This is a genomic window from Pseudoduganella albidiflava, assembly GCF_004322755.1.
Lineage (GTDB): Bacteria > Pseudomonadota > Gammaproteobacteria > Burkholderiales > Burkholderiaceae_D > Rugamonas > Rugamonas albidiflava.
The window spans coordinates 1593737-1614583 of the sequence record NZ_CP036401.1 but is presented as its reverse complement, the minus strand read 5'-3'; the positions used below and the strand labels follow the sequence as shown (position 1 = coordinate 1614583).

8 protein-coding genes are annotated in these 20847 nt (G+C 68.7%); all 8 read right to left on the bottom strand.

The genetic code is table 11. The features are described 5' to 3' along the window. Positions 1 to 5: 5 nt before the first annotated feature. Positions 6 to 3251 carry an efflux RND transporter permease subunit gene (locus EYF70_RS06890; protein WP_131144748.1) on the bottom strand — a complete coding sequence of 1082 codons (3246 nt, stop codon included), beginning with the start codon at positions 3249 to 3251 and terminating at the stop codon, positions 6 to 8. Beyond that, the gene (locus EYF70_RS06885) at positions 3248 to 6358 is read right to left on the bottom strand and encodes an efflux RND transporter permease subunit (RefSeq protein ID WP_131144747.1); all 3111 of its coding nucleotides are present in this window, start codon (positions 6356 to 6358) and stop codon (positions 3248 to 3250) included. Before EYF70_RS06885 ends, EYF70_RS06890 begins: the two co-directional genes overlap by 4 nt. Further along, complete coding sequence (locus EYF70_RS06880; protein WP_131144746.1) at positions 6355 to 7908, bottom strand: efflux RND transporter periplasmic adaptor subunit; 1554 nt, start codon at positions 7906 to 7908, stop codon at positions 6355 to 6357. The genes EYF70_RS06885 and EYF70_RS06880 overlap by 4 nt, the downstream gene beginning before the upstream one ends. 250 nt (positions 7909 to 8158) lie before the next feature. Continuing rightward, on the bottom strand, positions 8159 to 8509 hold the full coding sequence (locus EYF70_RS06875) for a hypothetical protein (protein WP_131144745.1): 351 nt from the start codon (positions 8507 to 8509) through the stop codon (positions 8159 to 8161). A gap of 244 nt (positions 8510 to 8753) precedes the next feature. Further along, complete coding sequence (locus tag EYF70_RS06870; RefSeq protein ID WP_131144744.1) at positions 8754 to 18047, bottom strand: DUF4214 domain-containing protein; 9294 nt, start codon at positions 18045 to 18047, stop codon at positions 8754 to 8756. A 69-nt stretch (positions 18048 to 18116) separates the two neighbouring features. Further along, positions 18117 to 18386, bottom strand: a complete 270-nt coding sequence (locus EYF70_RS06865; protein ID WP_131144743.1) for a hypothetical protein — start codon at positions 18384 to 18386, stop codon at positions 18117 to 18119. A gap of 172 nt (positions 18387 to 18558) precedes the next feature. Continuing rightward, positions 18559 to 18945, bottom strand: coding sequence for a VOC family protein (locus EYF70_RS06860; protein ID WP_131144742.1), 387 nt, complete (start codon positions 18943 to 18945; stop codon positions 18559 to 18561). Further along, positions 18942 to 20822 carry a signal peptide peptidase SppA gene (gene sppA, locus EYF70_RS06855; RefSeq protein WP_131144741.1) on the bottom strand — a complete coding sequence of 627 codons (1881 nt, stop codon included), beginning with the start codon at positions 20820 to 20822 and terminating at the stop codon, positions 18942 to 18944. Before sppA ends, EYF70_RS06860 begins: the two co-directional genes overlap by 4 nt. Between the last annotated feature and the right edge of the window lie 25 nt (positions 20823 to 20847).

Genomic DNA, 20847 nt, shown 5'->3' with positions numbered 1-20847 from the left:
GGTCTTCATGTGGTCAGGGGCGCGTCGCCGGCGCCGGCGCGGCTCAGGTTGCGTTCTTCGGGGTGGCGGGTGCGCAGCTTGTCGAGCACGATGTAGACGACCGGCGTCGTCAGCAGCGTCAGCAGCTGGCTGGCGATCAGGCCGCCGATGATGGCGATGCCCAGCGGCTGGCGCAGCTCGGAGCCTTCGCCGAAGCCGATCGCCAGCGGCAAGGCGCCCAGCGCGGCGGCCAGGGTGGTCATCAGGATCGGGCGGAAGCGCAGCAGGCAAGCCTCGCGCACCGCGTCGAGGGCGCTCAGCCCGCGCGCCCGCTCCGCCTCCAGCGCGAAGTCGATGATCAGGATGGCGTTCTTCTTGACGATGCCGATCAACAGGAACACGCCGATCAGCGCGATGATCGAGAATTCCATGCGGAACAGCAGCAGCGCCAGCACGGCGCCGACCCCGGCCGATGGCAGCGTGGACAGCACCGTAACCGGATGCACCAGGCTTTCGTACAGGATGCCCAGCACGATGTAGATGACGACGATCGCGGCCAGGATCAGCAAGGGTTGCTGCTTGTTCGATTCCTCCGCCTGCCTGGCCTGGCCCTCGAAGCTGCCGCGCACATTGTTCGGCATGGCGATATCGGCCTCGGCCTGCTTCACCGCTTCCTGCGCCTGGCTCAGCGTGAATCCTTCGCCCAGGTTGAACGAGATCGTCGTCGCCAGCTCGCCATCCTGGTGGTTGACCGAGGTGGGCGTGGCGCTTTCGGCGAACGAGGCGATGCCGGACAGCGGCACCATCGCCGAGCGCGCGGTCGACAGTGCCGCGCCGGTCGACGAGTCGCGCTGGCCCTGCGCATTGTTGGCCGATGCGTTGCTGCCGCCGGAAGTCGCGGAAGTGTCGGTGCCAGTGCCCGTCTCCACCGTCTCCGCGGCCTTGCCCGGCACATACACATCGCGCAGTGCCTCGGGACTCTGCGCATATTCCGGCGCCACTTCCATCACCACCTTGTACTGGTTCAGCTCATCGTAGATGGTCGCCACCTGCCGCTGGCCGAAGGCGTTGTACAGCGAGTTGGTCACGTCGCGCATCGTCATGCCGAAGCGCGCCGTGGTTTCCTTGTCGATGGTGACGAAGGTTTCCACGCCGTTGTCCTGCTGGTCGGTATCCACGTCCGTCATTTCCGGCGCGTTCTTCATCGCGTCGGCCAGCTTGACCGCCCAGTTCTTCAGGTCTTCGCGGTTATCGCTCTTCAGCGTGTACTGGTAGGTGGAATTGCTGGAACGCCCGCCCATGCGCAAATCCTGCACGGGATTCAGGAACAGCTGCACGCCGGTCACCTTCGCCAGCTGCGGGCGCAGCCGGTCGATCACGGCCTGGCCGGCCACGTCGCGCTGGTCCGCCGGCTTCAGGTTGACGAACATGAAACCGCCGCCGGCGCGCGATCCGCCCGTGAAGCCGACCACCGTGTCGACAGCCGGATCCTTGCGGATGATGTCCACCAGCTGCCGCAGTTTCTGTTGCATGGCCTGGAACGAGATGCTCTGGTCGGCGCGGATGCCGCCGTTGATCTGCCCGGTATCCTGGCGCGGGAAGAAGCCCTTCGGCGCGGCCGCGAACAGGTACACGTTGAGCGCCACCACGAAGCCCAGGATCAGCATCACCAGCCAGACGCTGTGCAGCGCCCAGTCCAGCGCATGCGCATACACCCGCTGCATCCAGTCGAAACCGGCTTCGAACGCACGCGAGATGCGGCCCGGCGGCTTGCGGTCCTTCTCGGCGCGCAGCAGCCAGGCGCACATCATCGGCGTCGTCGTCAGCGAGATCACCAGCGAAATCATCACCGCGGCCGACAGCGTCACCGCGAACTCGCGGAACAGCCGGCCCACCTGCCCGCCCATGAACAGCAGCGGGATGAACACGGCCACCAGCGACAGGCTGATCGACAGCACGGTGAAGCCCACCTCGCGCGCGCCCAGCAGCGCCGCCTTGAAACGGTCCATGCCGCTCTCGACGTGGCGCGCGGTATTTTCCAGCACCACGATGGCATCGTCGACCACGAAGCCGGTGGCCACCGTCAGCGCCATCAGCGACAGGTTGTTCAGCGAAAAACCCAGCATGTACATCACGCCGAAGGTGCCCAGCAGCGACACCACCGTGGCGATGGCGGGAATGATGGTGGCCCGCACGCTGCGCAGGAAGGCGCTGACCACCAGCACCACCAGCACCACCGACAGCACCAGCGTGAACTCGACTTCGTGCAGCGACGAACGGATCGAAGTCGTGCTGTCCGACGCGACGGAGACTGTGATGTCCTGCGGCAGCTGGGCGCGCAGCTGCGGCAGCAGCGCGCGCACGCTGTCCACGGTCTCGATGATGTTGGCGCCCGGCTGGCGGGTGATCAGCACGATCACCGCCGGCTGGCCGTTGAACAGCCCCAGGGTATTCTTGTTCTCCGGGCCATCTTCCACGGTGGCCACGTCGCGCAGGCGGATCGCCGCGTTGTTGCGCCAGGCGACCACGAGGTCGCGGTAGTCGGCCGCGGTCCGCCCGCCGGTCGCCATGCCGGGCGCGGCATAGATCTGCAGGCGCCGGCCTTCGCTTTCGATGGCGCCGCGCGGCCGGTTGGCGTTGGTGGCCTGGATCGCGGCGCGCACGTCCTCGGTGGACACGCCATACTGGTTCAGCGCGAACGGCAGCAGTTCGATGCGCACCGCCGGCAGCGAGCCGCCGCCGATCTCCACGTCGCCCACGCCCTTCACCTGCGCCAGCTTCTGCTGCACGATGTTCGACACGGCTTCATAGATCTGGCCCGGCCGCCGCGTCGGCGATGTCAGCGCCAGGATGATCACCGGCGAATCCGATGGATTCATCTTGCGGTATGTCGGGTTGCTCTTCAGCGTGGCTGGCAGGTCGGCGCGCGAAGCATTGATCGCCGCCTGCACCTCGCGGGCGGCGGAGTCGATCTTGCGGTTCAGGTCGAACTGCAGGTTGATGCGCGTCGAGCCGGACGACGAGTTCGACGTCATTTCGTTGACGCCGGCGATCACCCCCAGCCGGCGCTCGAGCGGCGTGGCCACGCTGCTGGCCATCGTGTCCGGGCTGGCGCCCGGCAGGTTGGCCGACACGGAGATGGCCGGGAAATCGACCTGCGGCAGCGGCGACACCGGCAGCACGAAGAACGCGGCAATGCCGGCCAGCGCCAGGCCGATCGTCAGCAGGACGGTGGCGATCGGGCGCCGGACGAACGGTTCGGACAGGTTCACGATGCCGCTCCGCCAGGATTCCGGTCACCCGCGGAGAGCTCGGGCTTCCGGCCGAAACGCTGCGCCAGCCGGTCGAAGCCCAGATAGATCACGGGCGTGGTGTACAGCGTCAGCAACTGGCTCAGCAGCAACCCGCCGAAGATGGCCAGGCCCAGCGGCCGGCGCAGCTCGGCGCCCTCGCCCCAGCCGAACATCAGCGGCACGGCGGCGAACAGCGCGGCCAGCGTCGTCATCAGGATCGGGCGGAAGCGCAGCAGCGCCGCCTGGTGGATCGCTTCCCGTGGTGATTTCCCGTCCTCGCGCTCGGCCTCGATGGCGAAGTCGATCATCATGATGGCGTTCTTCTTGACGATGCCGATCAGCAGGATGATGCCGATGATGCCGATCACGCCCAGGTCCTGGCCGGAGACCATCAGCGCCAGCAGGGCCCCCACCCCGGCCGACGGCAGCGTCGACAGGATGGTCAGCGGGTGGATATAGCTTTCGTACAGCACGCCCAGCACGATGTACACGCAGACCACGGCGGCCAGGATCAGCCACAGCTGGTTGGTCAGCGAGGCCTGGTAGGCGCCGGCGGCGCCCAGGAACGTCATCGTGACGGAACCGGGCAGGCCGATCTCGCTGGCCGCTTCGCGGATCGCCTCCACCGCGCGGCCCAGCGATACGCCATCGGCCGTGTCGAAGCCCAGCGTGGTGGCCGGGTACTGGGCCACGTGCGTGATCTGCAGCGGTGCCGGCCGTTCGGTGATGGTCGCCACGGCCGACAGCGGCGTGGGCTTGCCGCCGCCGGTGCGGATCTGCAGGTCGCCCAGCGACTGCGGTGTCGACAGCATGCCGGGCGCCGCTTCCAGGATCACCCGGTACTGGTTCGTCTCGGTGAAGATGGTGGACACGATGCGCTGGCCGAACGCGCTGTAGAGCGCATCGTCGATGGCCGATGCCGTGATGGACAGGCGCGAAGCGGTATCGCGGTCGATGTCGATGTAGGCGGCGGCCCCGGTGGCGCCGGCATCGGACACCACGTTGCGCAGCTGCGCCTTTTTCGCCATCTGCACGGCGAGCCTGTTGGCCCATTCGTTGACGGTGGCGGTGTCGGCACCCTCGATCGACACGCGGAACTGCGTGGGGCCGCTCTCGGCGTCGATGGTCAGGTCCTGCGTCGGCTGCAGGTAGATGCGCACGCCGGCCACGTTGGACACGCGCTGGCGCAGCCGCTCCATCAGCTCGCCCTGCTCGCCCCGGTCTTCCTTCAGGTTGATCAGCATGCGGCCGGTATGCAGCATCGTGTTGTTGGCGGCATCGACACCGACGATGGAGCTGAGCGACTGCACTTCCGGATCCTCCAGGATCGCCCTGGCGGCCTGCTGCTGCAGCTCGGCCATGCGGGCGTACGACACGGCCTGCGCCGTTTCGATGCGCGCCTGCAGCTGGCCGGTGTCCTGGGTGGGGAACAGGCCCTTCGGGATCAGCATGTACAGCACCGCCGTCAGCACCAGCGTGCCGAGGGCGACCAGCAGCGTCAGGCCCTGGCGCAGCAGCACCCACTGCAGCGAGCGGTCGTAGTGGTGGATCACCCGGTCGAAGAAGCGCTGCACGCGCGCGCCGAAGCTGTTCGGGTCGTCGTCCTTGTGCGAGGTCAGCCAGCGCGCCGACATCATCGGCACCAGCGTCAGCGACACCACGGCCGAGATCAGGATCGTGATCGACAGCGTGACGGCGAATTCGCGGAACAGCCGGCCCACCACGTCGCCCATGAACAGCAGCGGAATCAGCACGGCGATCAGCGATACCGTCAGCGAGATGATGGTGAAGCCGATCTGCTTCGCCCCCTTCAACGCGGCGGCCATCGGCGTTTCGCCTTCCTCGATGTAGCGGGCGATGTTCTCGATCATCACGATCGCGTCGTCCACCACGAAGCCGGTGGCGATCGTCAGCGCCATCAGCGACAGGTTGTTCAGGCTGTAGCCCATCAGGTACATCACGCCGCAGGTGCCGATCAGCGAGATGGGCACCGCCAGGCTGGCGATCACCGTGGCGCGCACGCTGTGCAGGAAAAGGAAGATCACCAGCACCACCAGCACCACGGCCAGCAGCAGTTCCAGCTGCACGTGGTGCACGGAACCGCGGATGCCGGTGGTGCGGTCGGACAGCACGTCCACCCGCAGCGCGCTCGGCAGGCCGGCCTGCAGCTCGGGCAGGCGCTGCTTGATCGCATCCACGGTGGCGATCACGTTGGCGCCGGGCTGGCGCTGCACGTTCAGGATGATGGCCGGTTTCATGTTGGCCCAGGCACCCAGCTTGATGTTCTCGGCCGAATCGACGACCCGCGCCACGTCGGTCAGCCGCACCGGCGCGCCGTTCTTGTAGGCGACGATCAGGCTTTTATAGTCGCTGGCGGTCAGCAGCTGGTCATTGGCGTTGATCGTGAACGCGCGCGTGGGACCGTCGAACGACCCTTTGGCGCTGTTCGAATTGGCATTGCCGATCGCGGTGCGCAGCGTGTCGAGGCCGAGGCCGTAGCTGGCCAGCGCCAGCGTATCGGCCTGGATGCGCACCGCGGGGCGCTGGCCGCCGGACAGGCTGACCAGGCCCACGCCCGAGACCTGGCTGATCTTCAGGGCCAGGCGCGTGTTGACGATGTTCTGCACTTCCGTCAGCGGCATCGTGTCCGACGTGATGGCCAGCGTGAGCACCGGCGCGTCGGCCGGGTTGACCTTGGCGTACACGGGCGGCGCCGGCAGGTCGGTGGGCAGCAGCGAGCTGCCGGCGTTGATGGCGGCCTGCACTTCCTGCTCGGCCACGTCGAGCGTCTGGCCCAGGCCGAACTGCAGGGTGATGATCGAGACGCCGGCCGCGCTGTTGGAACTCATGCGCTGCAGGCCGGACATCTGGCCGAACTGGCGTTCCAGCGGCGCCGTCACGGTCTGCGCCATCACTTCCGGGCTGGCGCCCGGGTACAGCGTCTGCACCTGGATGGTGGGGAAATCGACCTGCGGCAGCGCCGACAGCGGCAGGAACTTGAAGCCCACCAGGCCGGCCAGCATGATCGCCAGCATCAGCAGCGAGGTCGCCACCGGCCGGCGGATGAAGGGTGCCGATGGGCTCATCGTGCCGGTGCCGGCTGTTCGCGGCGTTCGCTGGCGCGCTGGCCACCGCTCATGCCGGCGGCGGTACTGGTGCCGTCCGCGGCGCTCGGCGCGCTGCGCCCGCCCGCTTCCGGCATCGAACGTTCGGGCGCTTCTCCCTGCGTGGCGCGGCGGTCCTGCATCTTTGCCGCATCGCTGCCCACCGCGCCTGGCGCCACATCGGGTGCGCCGGCCGGCCGGTTATCGGCCTGCGCCCCTGCCTGTGCCCCCGCCTCGCCGCCCTGGGCGCCCTGCCGCTGGCCGGCGTTGCGCCCCTGTCCCGCACCGCGCTGGCCCGGCTTGTCGCCCGGCAGCGTCACGTTGGCGCCTTCCTTCAGGCGGTCGGCCCCCTCGGTGATGACTTTCTCGCCGACCTTCAGGCCGGTAACGACCTGCACCTTGTCCACCGTCGCCTGGCCGCGCTTGACCGGCCGCATCGTCACCGTGCGGTCATCCTTCAGCACCCATACGTAGTCGCCATCGGTGCCGTGGCGCAGCGCCGTCACCGGCACCAGCACGGCATTGGCGATGGTGCGCATTTCCAGGCGCACGTTGACGAACTGGCTGGGGAACAGCGTCATCCTGTCGTTGTCGAAGCGGGCCTTGGCCATCACGGTACCGGTCGACGTGTCGACCTGGTTGTCCAGCGCGGCAAAGCGGCCGCTGGCCAGCACCTCGGTGCGGGTGCGGTCGAAGGCCTGCGCGACCAGCGTGGCGCCGGTGGAGGCACGGCTCATGATGTCCGGCACGCGGTCCTGCGGCACGGCGAATTCCACGTCGATCGGCGATTGCTGCGTGATCACGGCGATGCCGCTGGCATCGCTGCTCGACACGAGGTTGCCCACGTCGACCACGCGCAGGCCCACGCGGCCGGTGATCGGGGCCACCACCTTCGTGTAGCCCAGATTGAGTCTTGCCGTGCCTTCGGCGGCGCGGTCCGTCATCACCGTGCCTTCCAGCTGTTTCACCAGGGCGGCCTGGGTGTCGACGTCCTGCCGGGCGATCGAATCCTGCGCCAGCAGCGTGCGGTAGCGCTCCAGCGTCAGGCGGGCGTTTTCCAGCTGCGCCTCGTCGCGCTGGCGCTGGCCGGTGGCTTGCAGCAGCGCCATCTCGAACTGGCGCGGGTCGATCTGCGCCAGCACCTGGCCCGCTTTCACGAGCTGGCCTTCCTTGAACAGCACCTTTTGCAGGATGCCCGATACCTGCGGCCGCACCGTGGTGGTGGCGGCCGCCGTCACCGTGCCGAGCGCATCGAGCGTGACCGGCAGGTTGGCCTGCTCGGCCGTGGCGACGCCGACCGTGGTCGCCATGCCGCCGCGGCGCCCGCCCGGTCCGCCCGGACCGCCGGGGCCGCCAGGACCACCCATGCCCGGCCCGCCGGGGCCGCCAGGGCCGCCTTCGGCCGGCCGGTGCGTGAGGTACCACGCCAGCCAGCCGATGGCGACAATGGCGAGCAGGGCAATCAGGGTTCCAAGGATGCGGGTACGGCGGCGGGGTTTGTGGGGGTTCGTGAGCGCTGCTGGCGAGGTCATCGCTGATCCTTGTGGCTGTTCAGTAGAGTAACTATGCTTATCAAATCGACTCTATCACAGCGACTTCGGCGCCTTGTTTCGCTTTGCTTACATTTACACGCTGAAACACGCTGAAACGGCGGGAGGCTGGGGATCGCACCGGCACGCATGCCGGTGGAAATGCTGAACTGACGGGGTTTGCGCGGTGCCGGCCGCGCCGTGGGGAATGCCGGCGGTCGTTACAAACTGGCTACAAATCTCCGCGCCACGCTCATGCGCGCGACAGCAGCCGGGCATAGTTCTGCGGGGCGGCGACACCGGCCATCACCGCATTCGTGAAGGCGGAACCCATCAGTGTCATGGCCTCCTGGTTGGCGCCGACGATGTCGGCAAGTGAGCGCTGCTGGATATCGACGGCATTCCTGGCCAGTGCGGCCATGCAATCCTGCGACGCGTTGGCGATGGCGCGCGCGGCGTGTTCCTGGACGATGCGCATGGAGCTCATCCATATTTCCTGGGTGGTCGACTGCAGCGAGTGCGAATAGGCATTCCCGAGCTGGGCAAAGATGTTCAGGAAGTCCGCGCCCTGGCCGGCAGGCGCAAATGCAGGATACGTAGTCATGGCGGTTCCTATCAAGAGTTGCGGCGAAAAGAAGTTGCGGCGAAAAAGGGTTGCGGCGAAAAAGGGTTGCGGCGAACGAAGGGCGCGAAGGCGGTGCGAAGGGCATGCGGCGCGACCAGCATAGGCCCGCGCTTGCGCGGCGGTCAAGCGAATTCACCCCGCGCGGCGCCGCTTCCCCCTTGCAGAAGAAAAGGGGCATGCCGGGATCATATCCCCGGCATGCCCCTGCCGCTGCCCGAACCGGCTACAGCATCGCGATGGTGGTCGACATCGTGCCCGCCAGCGCGATCACTTCCGCCGCGTCGGCGAAGCCAAGCAGTACGTCGCCGCGGTCGGCCCCGCCGCTGGCCAGCGCGTCGAGCCAGTAGCTGGCTTCGCCGTCCGCCGCTTCGCGGTGCAGGCCGTTCCGGTACAGCGCTCCGGTGAATTGCGCATCGCTCATCGCCCCATGCAGGGCCATGCTCTCGCTGCTGGCCATGAAGGCATCGGCGATGTCCATCATCGACATGCCGCCTTCGTGGGCGCCGATCCAGTGGTTCAGGCCCGCCGCATCCGGCGCCCGGTCGAACAGCACGTCATACAGCCTCACGATGACCGCCACGTCGGTGGCATGGAACGCCACCTCGGCGGGCATCGCCAGCTTCTCGGCGGAATTGGCGATGCCCAGCGCCACGTCGGAGCGCGCCGTGCCGGACGCCAGGTAGCCGACCCAGAATGCCAGCCCTTGACTGTCGGGCACGCGGTCGAAGGCATTCCGGTACAGCTGGCCGACGAACGCGGCATCGTCCAGTTCCGCGGCGCCGAACTGCCCATACAGCGCGTCCGCAACGCGGGACAGGCCGGCGCCCTCCTCCGCCATCCGCACCATCGCGTCCAGCGTGGCCACGCTGGCCTGCTTGCCGGCCAGCGCTTCCACCAGGCGCGTCGCCGTGCCGGCCACCGACATGTCGGCGCCGGTGAAGCGCAGCGTTTCCACGCCGCGGATCATGTCCGTGCCATCCGCGCCGCCATCGCGATGGGTGGCCACGAGGCCGCCATCCACCACGCGGAAACCGTACTCGCCGCGCCCGGCGCCGGCCAGTTGCACGGTATCGTTGCCGCTGCCGCCGTCGACCGTGTCGTTGCCCTGGCCGCCGAACACCACGTCATTGCCGGCGTCGCCGAACACCATGTCGTTGCCGGAGCCGCTGCCGACGATATCGTTGCCGCCGCCGCCGTGCAGCACGTCGTCGCCCTCGCCCAGCATGATGTCCTGCGCCGCGCTGTCGCTCCACACGACCTGCGCGCCGGTCCCGCTGATCACCCGCACCGGTCCCACCACCACCGCGAATTCCACATCGTGCAAGGCGATGCTGGAGCCGGGCGGCAGCGCACGGGCGTCGATGACGAGCGCCGTGGGTGCCTGCCCGGCGGCTTCCGGTGCTCCGGAGATCACCAGCGTGCCGGGTGCGGCATTGCGCGCCGCGGTCGGCACCAGGGTGTGGACCAGCAACGCCGCAGCGTCATCGAGGCTGTCGATGTAGCCGCTGCCGGCCCGGGTCAGCTGCGCCTGGTCGGCCGAGCCGTCCGCGGTATGCGCACGGATTTCCCGGACCAGGTCCGTCAACGCGGCGGCCACCGGTGCCGGCCGCGCCACGCCGCTGGCTTCCAGGCCGAAGCCCAGCGGCACCTGCGCGGTCAGCAGGCTGGTACCGGCCGCGCTCTTGACCAGCGGAATGTCGGCGCGCTCCCTGTCGCCGACCTGCTCCACCCGGGTCGATGTCACGACAGGAACCGTCACGACCTGCGACACGGAACCGTCGCCGCGGGTGGTGACGACGGTCCGGACGACGAGCCCGTCGATCAGCGGATCCGCGGGTGGCGGATCGACGGGCGGCGGATCGACCGGCGGCGGATCGACCGGCGGCGGATCGACCGGCGGTGGGTCGACGGGCGGCGGATCGACCGGCGGTGGGTCGACGGGCGGCGGATCGACCGGCGGCGGATCCACGGGCGGTGGGTCGACGGGCGGCAGTGTCGTATTCACGACCGGCGTTGCCGCCAGCGGCGCCGCGTCGTTGCCGGCCGCATCCTGGATCGCGGCGGCATCGTTTCCGCCCGTCGGGTCGGCGTAGGCCACCGTCACCGGCTGGTCATGGCGCACCGCCGTGGCGAGCGTCAGCGTGACCGTGCGGGCGGCGGCGTCGACGGCGACCGCCGATACCGCGATGGCCGTGCCGCCCGCCATCACCGTGAACGCACCGGTGGCCGGGCCATGCGCGGCGTCGAGCGGGCCGGCCTCGTCGTACGTGAGCACCAGCGTGCGGCGGTTGACGGTGGCGCCGGCGAACGCCGGCGCGACGGTATCCGGCACGCTGCCCTCGACCAGCACGCCATCGAGCGGCGGTACGTGCCCGGCCAGGGCCAGCACGGCATCGTTGCCGGCGGCGTCCCTGATCGTGCTCGCGCCCAGTGCCAGCGCGCCGATCGCGATGCCGTCGGCATCGGTATCGCCGGCCTGCACCGTATAGCGGTACGTGACGGTGTTACCGCTGGCGGAGACGAAGGTGGCGGCGCGCGCGGTGCCACCCACCATCAGGCCCAGCGTGCTGCCGGTGCCGGTGACGATCACGTTCTCGTCGAAACTCACCGCGAACTCCAGCTGCCCGCCGACGGCATACGTGCCGTTGGCCGGTATGCCGACGATGGCGACCGACGGCGCCTGCGTATCCAGCGGTGGCGGGACCGTGGTATCGACCAGCACGCCGCCCAGCGGCGGCAGGTGGCCGGCCAGGTCCAGCGCCGCGTCGTTGCCGGCGGCATCCCTGAGCGTGCCGCCATGGAGCGCGATGCCGAGCACCGCGATGCCGTCCGCATCGCCGTCGCCGGCCTGTACCGTGTAGCGGTAGGTCAGCGTGTTGCCGCTGCTGGACAGTAATTGCGCGCTGCGAGCGGTTCCGCCGATCGCCAGGTCCAGCGTGCTGCCGGTGCCGCCGACGGTCACGTTCTCGCCGAACGCCACGGTGAAGACCAGTTGCGTGCCGGTGCCATAGACGCCGTTGCCGGGCACCGCCACGCCGATCACCGCCGGCGCCTGCGTGTCGACCAGGATGCCGCCGGTCGAGGGCAGCTGGCCGGGCAGCGCCAGCGACGCATCGTTGCCGGCCGCGTCGCGGATGGTGCTGGTGCCCAGTGCCAGCGCGCCGATCGCGATGCCATCGGCATCGTTGTCGCCGGCCTGCACGGTGTAGCGGTAGGTGACCGTGTTGCCGGTGCTGGCCACGAAGGTGGCGGCGCGCGCGGTGCCGCCCACCGTCACGGCCAGCGTGCTGTCGGTGCCGGTGACGATCACCGCCTCGTCGAACGCGATGGTGAAATCGCACTGCGTGCCGCTTCCATGGATGCCGCTTTGCGGTACCGTGATGCCGCTGACCGCCGGCGCCCGGGTGTCCACCGTCACGCCATCGGTCGGCGGCAGGTGACCGGCCAGCGACAGCGCGGCGTCGTTGCCCGCCGCATCGCGGATCGTGCCCGTGCCGGTGTCGATCGCGCCGACCGCGATGCCGTCGGCATCGTTGTCGCCGGCCTGCACGGTGTAGCGGTAGGTGATCGTGTTGCCGGTGCTGGACAGGAACACGGCGCTGCGCGCGGCACCACCGACCGTCAGGCCCAGCGTGCCATCGGTGCCGGTAACGATCACCGCGTCGCCGAAGGCAACCGTGAAATCGAGCTGTGCGCCGATGCCGTGGACGCCACCCTGCGGTACCGTCACGCCGGTCACCGCCGCTGCCTGCGCATCCACCACGATGCCGCCGGTCGACGGCACATGCCCGGTCAGCGACAGTGCGGCGTCGTTGCCGGCCGCGTCGCGGATGGTGCCGGTACCGGTGCCGAGCGCGCCGATGTCGATGCCGTCGGCATCGCTGTCGCCGGCCTGCACGGTGTAGCGGTACGTCACCGTATTGCCGGTGCTGGACAGGAACGCCGCGTTGCGCAGGCCGCCGCCGATCGTCAGCGCCAGCGAGCCATCGGTGCCGGCGACGGTCACGTCTTCGTCGAAGGCGACGGTGAAATCGAGATGCTCGCCCGCGCCACGGATGCCGCCCTGCGGTACCGTCAAGCCGGTCACCACCGGTGCCCGCGTGTCCACCACGATGCCGCCGGTCGGCGGCTCGTGCCCGGCCAGCGACAGCACGGCATCGTTGCCCGCCGCGTCGCGGATCGTGCCGTTGCCCAGGCCGATCGTGCCGATCCCGATGCCATCGGCATCGCCGTCGCCGGCCTGCACCGTGTAGCGGTAGGTCACCGTGTTGCCGGTGCTGGACAGGAACACCGCATTGCGCGCGGTGCCGCCGATGTCCAGGGCCAGCGAGCCGTCGGTGCCGGCGATGGACACGTCCTCGTCGAAGGCCACCGTGAAGTCGAGGTGTTCGCCGGCGCCATGGCTGCCGCCCTGCGGTACCGTCACGCCGGTCACCACCGGCGCGCGCGCATCCACCACGATGCCGGCGGTCGACGGTACCTGGCCGGCCAGCGACAGGACGGCGTCATTGCCGGCCGCATCGCGGATCGTGCCGCTGCCCAGGCCGATCGCGCCGACCCCGATGCCGTCGGCATCGTTGTCGCCGGCCTGCACGGTATAGCGGTAGGTTACGGTGCTGCCGGTGCTGGACAGGAACGCCGCGTTGCGCGCGGTGCCGCCGATGTCCAGGGCCAGCGAGCCGTCGGTGCCGGTAACGGTCACGCTGGCGTCGAAGACGACCGTGAAGTCGAGTACCGCGCCAGCCGTATGGGCGCCGTCCTGCGGCAGCACCACGCCGGTCACGGCGGGTGCCTGTGTGTCCACCGTGATGCCGGCGGTCGATGGCACTTGCCCGGTCAGCGACAGCACGGCATGGTTGCCCGCCGCATCGCGGATCGTACCAGTGCCGGTATCGATCGCGCCGATGGCGATGCCGTCGGCATCATGGTCGCCGGGCTGCACCGTATAACGGTAGGTGACCGAGTTGCCGGTGCTGGACACGAACGCCGCGCTGCGCGCCGCGCCGCCGATCGTCAGCTCCAGCGTGCCATCGGTGCCGGTAACGACCACCGTGCTGTCGAAGGACACCGTGAAATCGAGCACCGCGCCAGCGGCATGGGTGCCATCCGACGGTACCACCATGCCGCTCACCACCGGCGCCTGCGTGTCCACGAAGATGCCGCCGGTCGGCGGCACATGCCCGGTCAGCGACAGCGCGGCATGGTTGCCCGCCGCATCGCGGATCGCGCCGGTGCCGGTGCCGAGCGCGCCGACGGCGATTCCGTCGGCGTCATTGTCGCCGGCCTGCACGGTGTACCGGTAGGTGACCGTGTTGCCGGTGCTGGACAGGAACGCCGCGTTGCGCGCGGCGCCGCCGATCGTCAGCGCCAGCGAGCCGTCCGTGCCGGTAACGGTGACGTTCTCGTCGAAGGTCACCGTGAAGTCGAGTTGCGCGCCGACGCCATGGCTGCCACCCTGCGGCACCGACATGCCGGCCACCGCCGGCGCCTGCGTGTCCACCACGATGCCGCCGGTCGGCGGCACGTGCCCGGCCAGCGACAGCGTGGCATCATTGCCCGCCCCGTCGCGGATGGTGCCGGTGCCGGCGCCGATCGCGTCGATCGTGATGCCGTTGGCCCCGTCCCCGGCCTGCACCGTGTAGCGGTAGGTGATCGTGTTGCCGGTGCTGGACAGGAACGCCGCGTTGCGCGCGGCGCCGCCGATCGTCAGGGCCAGCGTGCCGTCCGTGCCGGTGACGGTGACGTTCTCGTCGAAGGCCACCGTGAAATCGAGCTGCGCGCCGACGCCATGGCTGCCGCTCTGCGGCACCGTCAAGCCCGATACCACCGGCGCCCGCGCATCGACCAGCACTCCCGCGGTCGACGGCACGTGCCCGTCCAGCGACAGCGCGGCATCGTTGCCCGCCGTGTCGCGGATCGTGCCGGTACCGGTATCGATCGCGCCGATGGCGATGCCGTCGGCGTCGCTGTCGCCGGCCTGCACGATATAGCGGTAAGTGATCGTGTTGCCGGTGCTGGACACGAACGTCGCGCTGCGGGCGGTGCCGCCGATCGTCAGCGCCAGCGTGCCATCGGTACCGGTGACCGTCACGTTCTCGTCGAAGGCGATGGTGATATCGAGGTGCGCGCCGGCGCCATGCGTGCCGTTCTGCGGCAGCGTCACGCTGCTGACCACCGGTGCCTGCGTTTCCACCACGATCCCCGCGGTCGATGGCACCTCGGGCGCCAGGTACATCCCGACCTGGTTCCCTGCCGGATCCAGGATCGTCGTGGCATCGAAGTCGAGCTCGCCGACTTCGATGCCGTCCGCATCCTTGTCCCCGGCCTGCACGATGTAGCGGTAGCTGACCGTGTCGACGTCATGGGACAGGAATGCCGCGTAGCGTACGACGCCGCCGATCGTCAGGATCAGCCTGCTGGCGGAGTCCGTCACGGTCAGCACCTCGTCGAACGTGATCGCGAAATCGAGCGCGTCCCCGGTAACATAGGTACCGTCCTGCGGTACCGTCACGCTGGTGATCTGCGCCATGGCCGTATCGACGTGGATGCCGCTGGTCGGGGGTATGTGCCCGGCCAGCGACAGGATCGCATCGTTGCCCGCCGCATCGCGGATCGTGGCGCTGCCGGCACTGAGCAGGTCGACCGTGATGCCATCGCTATCGAAGTCGGCGGACACGTAGTAGCGGTAAGTGATCGAGTTGCCGCTGCTGGAGACGAATGCTGCGTGGCGCCTGCCCTCCCCGATCGTCAGCTGCAGGAAGCTGCCGGCACCGGCACCGGCATCGCCAACGAAGACCGGCTCGTCGAAGGTCACCGTGAACATGAAGGCCGTGTTGTCCGGGTAGACGCCATCGGCCGGTACCGTCAAGCTCGTCACGACAGGCGCGCGCCCATCCACCGTGATGCCGCCGGTCGGCGGCATGTGCCCGGCCAGCGACAACGCGGCATGGTTGCCCGCCGCATCGCGGATCGCGCCGCTGCCGGTGCCGATCGCGCCGAGTTCGATGCCATCGGCATCGTCGTCGCCGGGCTGCACCAGGTAGCGGTACGTGATCGTGTTGCCGGTGCTGGACAGGTACGTTGCGTTGCGCGCGGTGCCGCCGACGTTCAGGCCCAGCGTGCCATCGGTGCCGGTGACGACCACGTTCTCGTCGAAGGCGACCGTGAAACCGAGCGCCGTGCCGGCGGCGCGGGTGCCATCGGCAGGAACCGTCATGCCGCTTACGGCAGGCGCCCGCGTGTCCACCGTGATGCCGGCGGTCGGCGGCACCTGCCCGGCCAGCGACAGCGTGGCATGGTTGCCCGCGGCGTCGCGGATCGTGCCGGTGCCGGTGCCGAGCGCGCCGACGGCGATACCGTCGGCGTCATGGTCGCCGGCCTGCAAGGTGTAGCGGTAGGTCACCGTATTGCCGGTGCTGGACAGGAACGCCGCGCTACGCGCGGCGCCGCCGATCGTCAGCGCCAGCGTGCCGTCCGTGCCGGCCACGGTCACGTTCTCATTGAAGGTCACCGTGAAGTCGAGTTGCGCGCCGACGCCATGGGCGCCGTCCTGCGGTACCGTGACGACGGCCACGACGGGTGCCTGCGTGTCCACCACGATGCCCGCGGTCGGCGGCACTTTCCCGGTCAGCGACAGGGCGGCATGGTTGCCTGCCGCATCGCGGATCGTGCCGGTGCCGGTGCCGATCGCGCTGACCACGATACCGTCGGCATCGTTGTCGCCAGCCTGCACGACATAGCGGTAAGTCACCGTCCTGGCCGTGCTGGACACGAACGCCGCGCTGCGCGCGGCGCCGCCGATCGTCAGCTCCAGCGTGCCATCGGTGCCGGTGACGGTCATGTTCTCGTCGAAGGTCACGGTGAAGTCGAGCGCCGTGCCGGTGCCGTGGGCGCCGTTTGGCGGCACCGCCACGCTGGTCACCGCCGGTGCGCGCGTGTCCACCAGGATGCTGGCCGTCGACGGCACGTGCCTGAACAGCGTCAGCGCGGCATCATTGCCGGCCGCGTCGCGGATGGTTCCCGTGCCGGCGCTCAGCGTGGTGACCGCGATGCCGTTGGTATCGTTCTCGCCCGCCTGCACGGTGTAGGTGTAGGTGATCGAATTCTGGTTTTTCGAAGCGAAGGTGGCCGAGCGCGCCGTGCTGCCGATCGTCAGGCCCAGCGTGCTGTCGGTGCCCGTGACGATCACGTTCTCGTCGAAGGTGACGGTAAAGGTCAGCGTTTGCCCGGCACGGTAGGAGCCGGCCGCGGGCACGCTGATGTCGCCGGTAATGGACGGCACGAACGTGTCAACCAGTACGCCGGAGGTGCTGGCTACCCCTTGCAGTGCCAGCGCCGCATCGTTGCCGGCGGCATCCTTCAGCGTGCCGCCGTTGCCCGACAGCGCGCCGATCGTGATGCCGTCGTTGTCGGACCGGTTGGTGGCCAGGGTGTGCCGGAAAAGCAGCGCCGTGGTACCGCTGCCGCTCACATAGTTCGCGTAGACGGTCGTGCTGCCGATGACCAGCGCGAGGCGCGGGGTGCCGCCGCTGGTGTCGACGATGACGGCTTCGTCGAGCGTGACCGTGAAGTTCAGCTGTCCGCCTTGCGCATAGGTGGCCGCCGCCGGTACGGCGACCGCGACGACAGAGGGTGCGGCAGTGTCGACCAGCACGCCGGTGGTGTCACCCACGGCCTGCAGCGTGATGTCGGCCTCGTTGTCGGCAATGTCGCGGATCGTCCCGCCGTGCAGCGCCAGGTCCGTAACGTCGATACCGTCGGCATCTTCCAGGCCACCCACCAGTGTGTAGCGGAACGTCAGCGTCGCGGTGCCGCTCCCCTCGGCGTAGAGCGCCTGCACCGTCTGGCCGCCGATGACGAGACCCAGCGCCGGCGTTCCACTGTTCGTGTCGACCAGCACGGTTTCACTGAACGTGACCGTGAAGTCGAGGTGTTCGCCGGAACTGTAAGCCCCCGGCGCCGGCACGCCGACCGATTCCACCACGGGCGCCGTGGGATCCGGAGGAAGTTCACCCAACAGCAGTTCGCCCGGCCCGATGGCGCTGAAGTTCGCGGAGCCGGTGGCGTCGGCGGCATACGTGGTGACCACCATCACGTAGGTATGGCCGGCGATCAGCGGCATGTTCGGCAGGTGCGACAGCCAGTTGACCGGCTGGTCGTTCTCATCCCTGAAGTCGATGTCCTCGTTCGCGGCGATGATATTGTCGAGAGGGCGGTCCGGATCGAAAGTGGTGTCGTACAGCCAGATCTGGGTGTCGGAGCGGCCATCGGCCACCAGGCCCACCGCGGAGTCGACCGTGAGCGTGTAGTTGCCCGAGACGGTCGGCGTCAGCACCTCCGTCGCGTAGTTGTAGAGTACGTCCAGATCCGTCTGGTCGACCGCGACGATGTCTGGTCCGTACCAGATCGCGGAATAGCCGTTGTCGTTGTCCTGGCCGAACAGGTACGGCAGGCGCGGGCGGTAGTACTGATGCTCGCCGTCCAGCACGGCTGAGAACTGGGTCGTTTCGGAACTCATCGCGATTTCCCAACAGTAATTTTGGAAATCAGATGATGCCGGTGGGATATATCGCGCCTTTGCACTGCATCAAACATGGCCGATAAGATGCGCCGGCAGTCGCACTTGAACGACAGAAACGGTGCGTTTCCTGTTGCTGGCGCAAAGCAGCGCCGCCACAGTTGTCATTCGTGTATCGGCGATATAAGGCGGCGTGCTCTTCCATACAGGCCGGCCATTCGCTTCGCCGTCGTGGCGAAAAGAATTCCCCAAATTACTTGAAGTTACGATCAGGAACTTTTCGTGGTAGTGTGGCATCGCGCATGCTTCGCCCATGAACCGGCCATCGCCGGCCACCACGGCCGCGCTCCCTGGCGCCGTTGGCCAACGGTATTGCCGGGCGCAGGCACGGCCGGGCTTCAGGAGGCGGCAACGCGCGACGCCCTCACGTGCCCGCCGAACCGGCAGCGCGTTCGATACCCCGCCGGGCCGCTACCGGCCAGCGTCAGGCGTGCGCCGAGCCTGCTGCGTGCTACTCATCGAGCCACTGCGCCAGGTGCAGCAGCACGCCGGCCGGATCCCATACGTAGGTGACCAGCGCGCCGTAAGGCTCGCGCTTCGGCGGCGCCACGCGCGCGCCGCCGAAGCCGCCGGTGTCGAGCAGCGACGCGATGTGCGCATGCGCCGCCGCGGCATCGTCCACGGTGACGTGCAGCATGGTGTTCTCGACCCACTCCTTCGCGTAGGCGTTCTGCAGGTAGAAGCGGTGGCCGCCATTGGCCAGCAGGGCCAGGTGCGTGTCCTCGTACTCGACCTGCCAGCCGAGCGCCACGTAGAACGCCTTCGACACGGCCAAGTCGGCGGCGCCGATAAAGGGCCGCACGTCGCGCACGCGAAGGCCGGTCGGCGGCGGCGTCATTCCGGCACGCCGCACAGGCAGTGCGTCAGCGCCATGAACGGCTTCTTCTGCGCCGTCATCTCGTTCAGCCAGTTCAGTTCCTTCACGACATGGCCGGCCATGCCGGCCGGGATGCCGGCCGGTGCCAGCACGCTCCCCACCTGCCGCGCCACGGCGGCGTCGACCAGGTCGGCGACGGCCTGCGGTGCGCCGAAGAAATCGAGCAGCTTGTCGAAGCGGGTGGTTTCGCGCTCGATGTAGACGATGCGCGGGTCGGCGCCCAGCTTGGCGCGGCGCGCGGCCGAACGCACCGCATCGTTGAAGCTGCCCAGCGTGTCGACCAGGCCGCGGTCCTGCGCCTGGGCACCGGTCCATACCCTGCCCTGCGCCACGGCGTCGATCTTTTCCGGCGTGCTCTTGCGGGCTTGCGCGGCCTTCGTCGTGAATTCCGCATACACGTGGTTGATCGACGATTGCAGCAGCTGGCCGAAGCGCGGGTCCATCGGGCGCGTCGGGTTGCCGGCATCGCCCAGCCAGGTGGTGGGCTGGCCGCCGCTGTGGATACCCAGCTTGTCCATCACCTTGTCGAACGTGGGGAACAGGGCGAACACGCCGATCGACCCGGTGATCGTGGAAGCGTCGGCGATCACTTCATCGGAAGCCATCGAGATCCAGTAACCGCCCGACGCCGCCAGGTTGCCCATCGAAACGACCACCGGCTTGCCGGCCGCGCGCGTCAGTTCCAGTTCGCGCCGGATCAGTTCCGAGCCGAAAGCGCTGCCGCCGGGCGAATCGACGCGCAGCACGATGGCCTTGATATTGTCGTCCTCGCGCGCCATGCGGATCAGGTTCGAGGTCGACAGGCCGCCGATCGAGCCCGGCGCGGCGATGCCGTCGCCGATCTCGCCGACCGCCATCACCACGCCGATCGCGTCGCCGGACAGCCGGGGCGCCAGGCGCGCCAGGTATTCGTCGAAGCCGACCTGGCGGAACGACTTGTTCTCCGGGTCGGGCACGCCATGCTTGAGCACCAGCACGCGGATCTCGTCGCGGGTCTTCAGGCCATCGACCAGCTTGATCCCCTGCGCCAGCCGGGCCAGGTTGCCGCCGTGCTGTTCCATCAGCGCCGGCAGGTTGTCGATGCCGCGCGCGATCGTGCCGGAGGGCAGCTTGCGGGCCTGTTCCACATCCTGCAGGTAGCGGTTCCACAAGTCGTTGTTCAGGTAGGCTTCCGCTTCCATCGCGGCGGGCGACGGCCCGTTGGCCACCAGCGGCTCGGCGGCGCTCTTGAAATTGCCCACTTTCAGCAGGTTCACCGTCACGCCCAGCTTGTCGAGGGCTTCCCGGTAATAGGTGCGGTACTTGCCGTAGCCGTCCAGGATCACGGTGCCCATCGGGTGCAGGTAGACTTCACTGGCGTGGGCGGCGATCTGGTACTGGCCCTGGTTGTAGTTCGAGCCCCAGGCCACCACCCGCTTGCCGCCGGCGCGGAAGCGGTCGATGGCCGCCGCGATCTCGCGCTGCATGGCCGGGCCGCCGCCTTCCATTTCGTCGACCAGCAGCAGCGCGCCGGCGATGTCCGGATCGCGGGCCGCATTGTCCAGCACCCGCAGCACGTCGCGCAGCTGGATGTAGCGGCGCACGTTGTCCTCGCCGAGATTGGCCAGCGCGGCCAGCTTGGCGCCGCCCGGCGCCTGCTCGACCAGCTGGCCGTTCAGGTTCAGCACCAGCATGGTCTTGTCGCCCAGCGGCTTGGCGCCGCCGCCGAAGATCGCATACAGCAAGGCAATGACGATCACCAGGAAAATCAGGTTCATCACGGCGCGGCGGCTGGCATCGATGAAGCGCCACACGCGGCCAAGGCCGCCACGGACGTAGGAAAACACGGATCGGGACACGGGCAACTCCGGAGAATGTTGAAAA